This window comes from Nocardiopsis lucentensis DSM 44048 (genome assembly GCF_000341125.1).
GTDB lineage: Bacteria > Actinomycetota > Actinomycetes > Streptosporangiales > Streptosporangiaceae > Nocardiopsis > Nocardiopsis lucentensis.
The window spans coordinates 1-5,626 of the sequence record NZ_ANBC01000078.1 but is presented as its reverse complement, the minus strand read 5'-3'; the positions used below and the strand labels follow the sequence as shown (position 1 = coordinate 5,626).

Genomic DNA, 5,626 nt, shown 5'->3' with positions numbered 1-5,626 from the left:
GCGGGACGCCGCCGCTGTGACCCCTATGCGGAGCCGTCGGCGCGCAGCCCCCTGAAGGCGATGCGGGACAGGGAGTCGGCGAGCTCGTCGGCGTCCAGCCCGCGGTCGGGCTTGTACCACTCCACGATCGAGTTGACCATGCCGAACAGCAGCCGGGAGGCGACCGCCGGGTCCACGTCGTCGCGGATCTCACCGGCGGCGATGCCCTCGCGTACGAGGTCGGCGACCAGGTGGTCGAACTCGCGGCGTCGGGTCAGCGCGTGCTTTTCCACCTCGGTGTTGCCCCGGACCCGAAGCAGGAGGGTCACGTGCGGGAGCTGCTCCACCAGGACGCGGACGCTGCCGTGGAGGACGTTCTCCAGACGGTCGATCGCCGGGCCGGTGGTCGAAGCCTCCTCCCGTGTGACCGCGAAGAGCGCGTCGAGGGCGAGGTCGAGGGAGCGGCGCAGCAGTTCGGTCTTGCCGCTCACGTGGTGGTAGATGGCCGACTTGGTCACGCCGAGCGCGCGGGCCAGGTCCTCCATGCTCGTGCCGTCGTACCCGCGCTCGTTGAACACGCGCGCGGCGACGCGCAGGACGGAATCGGCGTCGTGGCCGGGGCGGCCGGAGCGGCGCCGCGCGACCTCGCCGCGTGCGGGCGCTGGTTCGGCTGGGGAAGTTCGGGACACGACTGTCGAATCTACCTCCTGCTGAGCGCGCGTGCGCTGGGCGGACGGGTTCTCGACCCACGTCGGCGGGTCCACACGCGACCGATCGCCTAACGAACGGTCGGTAGGTAACCCATCGTAGAGGGCGCTCGTCGATCACCGGGCGGTCCGTCTCCGGGGGCGGCGGGAACGGCGGGCTCGGGCCGGGTGCGGGTCCTGCCGCACGATCGTGCGCCTGGCGGCGTCAGGGTCTCATCAACGGCGTTAGGGACCCGTCAATCCCATGGTTTCCCTCTGGTCCGGAAGAGTAGTTTCTGTGGCGTCCGTGATACCCACGGTAGTTTTACTACTTATGTGAGGAATGCGTACCCCCCATGGTCCTCTCACGCCGCGGCGCCCTGCGCGCCTCCCTCCTCGGCGGCGCCGGCGCCGCCGCCGCGACCGCGGTTCCAGCCGCCGCCCTCGCCGAATCCGTCCCCACCGTCTCCCCCGGTTCCGCGGACGCCCACGGCGCCCTCCGGCTGCTCCGGTGGGGCAACCGGCGCTGGCGCCGCCACCACTCCCGCCACCCGCACGAGGGCAGAGCCCGCAGAGCCGAGCTCGTCGACGGGCAGTACCCCTTCGCCACGGTCCTCGGCTGCGCGGACTCGCGCGTCCCCCCGGAGCTGGTCTTCGACCAGGGGCTCGGGGACCTGTTCACGATCCGCTCCGCCGGCGAGGTGCCCGACCAGTCCGTCCTCGGCAGCCTCAGCTACGCCGCCGAGCACCTGGAGGTACCGCTCGTCGTCGTTCTGGGGCACTCCTCGTGCGGCGCGGTCACGGCGGCGGTCGAGGCGCACCGGAGCGGCGAGATCCCGCACGGCCACATCGGTTACCTGGTCGAGCGGATCCTTCCCGTGGTCGAGTCCACGCCCGACGACGGCGACGACTTCGTCGACGACTGCGTCCGCGCCAACGCGCGGTACGTCGCCGAGACGCTGCGGGAGGACCCCGACCTGCGGGACAGGGTCGACTCCGGGCTCCTGGACATCGTCGCCGCACGCTACGACCTGGAGGACTCGCGGGTCACCTGGCTGTGACGCACGGGCGCCCGGGACGGGCGGAACGGACATCGGGTGCACATCGATCGAACGTGCGTCAACCGCACAACGGGCACTTCACAGCGTCCGAGGTGATGGGGGAGAATGCGCTCAGAGCCCCCCGAGACCGCAGGGAGACCGGTATGTTCCGGATCGCCATCAGCCGCCTCGCCGACGCCGGGTGGCGCATCGTCCCGGAGCGGCGGGAGACCGCCATGACCGTCGACGAGGCGCTGCGCGCGGTGGAGAAGTACCTTCCCAAGGTCGATACCAGCGAGATCGACGGCGACGTGGTCCAGCGGTCCGTCAACCGGGTCAACGACTTCCGCCGGGATGTGTCCACCGAGGACGGTGACCGCTACCGGGTCGTCATCGCCCCGATGATGTGAGCCGGCCTCCCCGATCCTCGCGCGCGGGTCGGCTTTCCCACGGTTCTCCAGGAAGGAACCCCGTGTACCCCCACCCCCCGACACCCCGCCGCCGCGGCCGCGGGTGGCTGATCGCGGTCTTCGCGGCCGCCGCCCTCACCATGATCGTTCTGGCCGGCGCGATGGCCTGGGTGTGGTGGTCCGCGCGCCCCGGAGGCGGTGAGACGGTCGCCTTCCGGGTGGGAGATCCCACCGCCACCGTCTCCCCCGAGACCGTGGACCGCGTCGCCGAGCTCCTGGTGCGGCGGGTGCGGAGCATGGAGGCGGGTGAGCCCGTGGTCACCGCCGGGGGGAGGACGGTCACCGTCGAGCTGCCGCGCGACGCGGACGTCGAGGAGGCCGTCGCCCTCATGGAACGGAGGGGGAGCCTGACGGTCCATCCGGTCGTGGGGCTGGCGGGGCCGGTCGGTGAGCCCGGCGCCGAGGACCGCACCGACGCCGAGCTGGCCCTGCCGTCACCGGACGGGAGCGGCGATCTGCTGCTCGGTCCGGCGGCGCTCGACAACGGCGGGGTCGCGTCCGCCGAGACCGAGCACAGCCCGATCGCCTCCGCGTGGCTGGTGAACGTCGCGTTCACCGAGAGGGGAGCCGACACGTGGGCCCGGATGACCGGCGAGGCGGCGTGCCACCCGGCGGGGAGCCCGGAGCGCCGCCTCGCGATCGTGGTGGACGGGGAGGTGGTCACCGCGCCGGAGCTCTCCCCCGACGTCGCCTGCGAGGTCGGACTGTCGGGTGGGAGCACGGCGATCAGCGGGGCTTTCCCCGAGGAGGAGGCGAGCGCGCTGGCCACCCTCGTCAGCATGGACCCCCTGCCGGTGGAGGTCACCGTGGAGTGAGGTCCGCGCGGCGGCGCGGCGGCCGCACGGCGTGGGAGCCGCGTGGAGCGGCGCGCGCGGGTCGTTGCGTGCGACGCCGACTCCGGACCCTCGCCGCGCACGACGGAAGGGGCGGGACCCCCGGCCCCGCCCCCCATGGCTGCCTGTGTCGGCCCGTCGTACCCGTCGGCCGTTCTCCGCCCGCCGCCCCGGCCCCGGTCCCGCGGTTCCGGTGCCGGTCCCGGTCACAACCTCCGCGAATCCCCGCGGTAGTCGGACCGGTCCACGTCCGGCAGGATGCCCTCGTGCCGTAACACCGGGCGCGACCTCCTCCCGGACCGGATGACGGCGGTCCCCGCGACGCCGCTCAGCAGTGTCGCGATCGCCACCCCGGCGACGAGGTTGATGACCGCCGTGGCGATCTGGCTGGCCAGCTCGGCGCCCTGGAGGAACGGCGTGACCGCGGCGACCGCCGTGATCAGACCCATCATCCAGCCGAAGAACGCGCGCGGTCGCGGCGCCGCGAGCAGCAGCACGTGCAGCAGGCCCGTGGCCAGCAGTGCCGCCGCGGCCGCCATCAACGCGTAGGCGACGGTCCCGGAGTCACCCAGGTCACCGGCCTCCTCCGGAGCGAGCACGGGAATCCCCAGAACCCCCCGGATGATCAGAGTGCCGACCAGGACGACCAGTGCCGCCACCACGGCCGTGGCCAGTCCCCCGGACCACAGCCGTACCGCGTCGACCGGACGCTCACTTCCGAACTCGCCCATGCCGATCCCCCCAGAAACGGCCTCGAACTCGGTCGTAGCCCACATACCCGCAGCTCCCGAGCGGTAACCCACACGTGGAACACTGGAGGCATGGCTCACTTCGCGCACGCCCGCGTCGACCTGGACGCGATCGCCGACAACGCCCGGCTGCTCCGTGAGCACGCCGGCGGCACCCCTCTCATGGGTGTGGTGAAGGCCGACGGCTACGGTCACGGCATGCTTCCGGCGGCTCGCGCGCTCCTCGCCGGCGGCGCGACGTGGCTCGGCACCGCCTTCATCCACGAGGCCCTCGGCCTGCGCGCGGCCGGGATCACCGCGCCCGTGCTCGCCTGGATCATCCCGCCGGGGGAACCCGTGGCGGAGGCCGTCGCGGCCGGGATCGACCTCGGGGTCAGCGACCGCGCCGTCCTCGACACCGTCGTCGCCGCGGCGCGCGAACTCGGGCGGCCCGCGCGCGTCCAGCTGAAGATCGACACCGGGCTCAACCGCGGCGGCGTCAACGCCGCCGAGTGGCCCGCCCTGGTGGAGGCGGCCGCCCGCGCCGAGGACGCCGGTGATCTGCGCGTCAGCGGAGTGTGGTCGCACTTCGCGTGCGCGGACGAGCCCGGCCACCCGTCGATCGCGCTCCAGCTCTCGAACTTCCACGAGGCCCTGGAGACGGCCGACAAGATCGGCCTCACCCCCGAGGTCCGGCACATCGCCAACTCGGCGGCCCTGCTCACGCTCCCCGAGGCCCGCTTCGACCTCGTGCGCGGCGGTATCGCCAGTTACGGACTCGTTCCGATCCCGGGTTTCGACGTGCCCGGATTGCGGCCCGCGATGACCCTCCGGTCCCGCGTCGCCCTCACCAAGCGCGTGGGCCCCGGAAGCGGGGTCTCCTACGGACACCGCTACGTCACCGACCGCGACACCACCCTGGCACTGGTGCCCCTCGGGTACGCGGACGGCGTTCCGCGCCACGCCACCAACAAGGGTCCCGTGCTGCTCGGAGAGCGCGCTCACATCATCTCGGGAACAGTCTGCATGGACCAGTTCGTTGTGGATGTAGGCGATGAGCCGGTGGAGGCGGGGGAGTACGCGGTACTGTTCGGCGATCCGACCGACCACGCCGCGACCCCGACCGCCGGGGACTGGGCCGAGGTCCTGGACACCATCCCGTACGAGATCGTCACGCGGGTGGGCGCGCGGGTTCCTCGGGAGTACACCGGCGGCGCCTGAGCCGGACGCCGCCGAGCGTCCCAGCCGCCTCCGCACCCCGTCTAGCCTGGGTGGGGAGGTCTCCTCCGGGGCGCCGGGCGCGGCGTGCCCGGTCGCCAACCCGACCCACTACCGACACAAGCTGCGAGTCAGATGACAGACGTAACAGCCACCGCCACGGGCGCGCCCGTCGTCCACGAGGTCACGGCCGCCACCGACGGCGCCATGCGCGCCCTCGGACGGGACCTGGCCGCCCTCACCCGCCCCGGTGACCTCCTGATCCTGTCCGGGCCCCTCGGCGCGGGCAAGACCACGTTCACCCAGGGCCTGGGCGAGGGCCTGCGCGTACGCGGGTCGGTCACCTCGCCGACCTTCGTCATCTCCCGCATCCACCCGTCCCTGGCCGGCGGTCCCAGCCTCGTGCACGTGGACGCCTACCGGCTCGGCGGGCCGGACGAGATCGACGACATCGACCTCGACATGACCCTCCCCGACTCCGTCACCGTCGTCGAGTGGGGCGAGGGCGTCGCCGAGGGGCTCAGCGACGACCGGCTGGAGATCCGGATCGAGCGCCACCCCGACGACACCAGAACCGTCCACCTGATCCCCGTCGGGGACCGGTGGTCCGACGTCGACCTGCCCGGCATCGCCGCCGGGCGCGGATGAGGCGGTCGCCCGTGCTGCTCCTGG

The 5,626-nt window shown here is 72.9% G+C and carries 7 protein-coding genes; 5 read left to right on the top strand and 2 right to left on the bottom strand.

Annotated features, from left to right (window positions below):
* Positions 1-23: 23 nt before the first annotated feature.
* Entirely contained in the window at positions 24-668 is a 645-nt protein-coding gene (locus tag D471_RS0102400; RefSeq protein ID WP_017597150.1) for a TetR/AcrR family transcriptional regulator, read from the bottom strand.
* 353 nt (positions 669-1,021) lie between these two features.
* On the opposite strand from D471_RS0102400, the gene D471_RS0102395 reads away from it, so the two are divergent.
* The 3 genes from D471_RS0102395 to D471_RS39010 all read left to right on the top strand — a co-directional run bounded on the left by D471_RS0102395 (position 1,022) and on the right by D471_RS39010 (position 2,990).
* Complete coding sequence (locus D471_RS0102395; protein ID WP_017597149.1) at positions 1,022-1,726, top strand: carbonic anhydrase; 705 nt, start codon at positions 1,022-1,024, stop codon at positions 1,724-1,726.
* Between the two features lie 143 nt (positions 1,727-1,869).
* Positions 1,870-2,115, top strand: a complete 246-nt coding sequence (locus tag D471_RS0102390) for a hypothetical protein (RefSeq protein WP_017597148.1) — start codon at positions 1,870-1,872, stop codon at positions 2,113-2,115.
* Between the two features lie 62 nt (positions 2,116-2,177).
* Complete coding sequence (locus tag D471_RS39010; RefSeq protein WP_017597147.1) at positions 2,178-2,990, top strand: SecDF P1 head subdomain-containing protein; 813 nt, start codon at positions 2,178-2,180, stop codon at positions 2,988-2,990.
* Positions 2,991-3,214: 224 nt separating this feature from the next.
* Here D471_RS39010 and D471_RS0102380 read toward each other — a convergent pair whose 3' ends face one another.
* The gene (locus D471_RS0102380; RefSeq protein ID WP_017597146.1) at positions 3,215-3,739 is read right to left on the bottom strand and encodes a DUF6069 family protein; all 525 of its coding nucleotides are present in this window, start codon (positions 3,737-3,739) and stop codon (positions 3,215-3,217) included.
* Between the two features lie 90 nt (positions 3,740-3,829).
* Here D471_RS0102380 and alr point away from each other — a divergent pair, with 90 nt between their 5' ends.
* Complete coding sequence (gene alr / locus D471_RS0102375) at positions 3,830-4,957, top strand: alanine racemase (protein WP_017597145.1); 1,128 nt, start codon at positions 3,830-3,832, stop codon at positions 4,955-4,957.
* A gap of 132 nt (positions 4,958-5,089) precedes the next feature.
* Complete coding sequence (gene tsaE / locus D471_RS0102370; protein WP_017597144.1) at positions 5,090-5,602, top strand: tRNA (adenosine(37)-N6)-threonylcarbamoyltransferase complex ATPase subunit type 1 TsaE; 513 nt, start codon at positions 5,090-5,092, stop codon at positions 5,600-5,602.
* The last annotated feature ends 24 nt before the right edge of the window (positions 5,603-5,626 follow it).

What these genes read in the sequence shown, in the direction of transcription:
- D471_RS0102390 (WP_017597148.1), top strand. Translation starts at nt 1,870, where the DNA reads ATGTTCCGGATCGCCATCAGCCGCCTCGCCGACGCCGGGTGGCGCATC.
- alr (WP_017597145.1), top strand. Translation starts at nt 3,830, where the DNA reads ATGGCTCACTTCGCGCACGCCCGCGTCGACCTGGACGCGATCGCCGAC.
- tsaE (WP_017597144.1), top strand. Translation starts at nt 5,090, where the DNA reads ATGACAGACGTAACAGCCACCGCCACGGGCGCGCCCGTCGTCCACGAG.
- D471_RS0102380 (WP_017597146.1), bottom strand. Translation starts at nt 3,739, where the DNA reads ATGGGCGAGTTCGGAAGTGAGCGTCCGGTCGACGCGGTACGGCTGTGG.
- D471_RS0102395 (WP_017597149.1), top strand. Translation starts at nt 1,022, where the DNA reads ATGGTCCTCTCACGCCGCGGCGCCCTGCGCGCCTCCCTCCTCGGCGGC.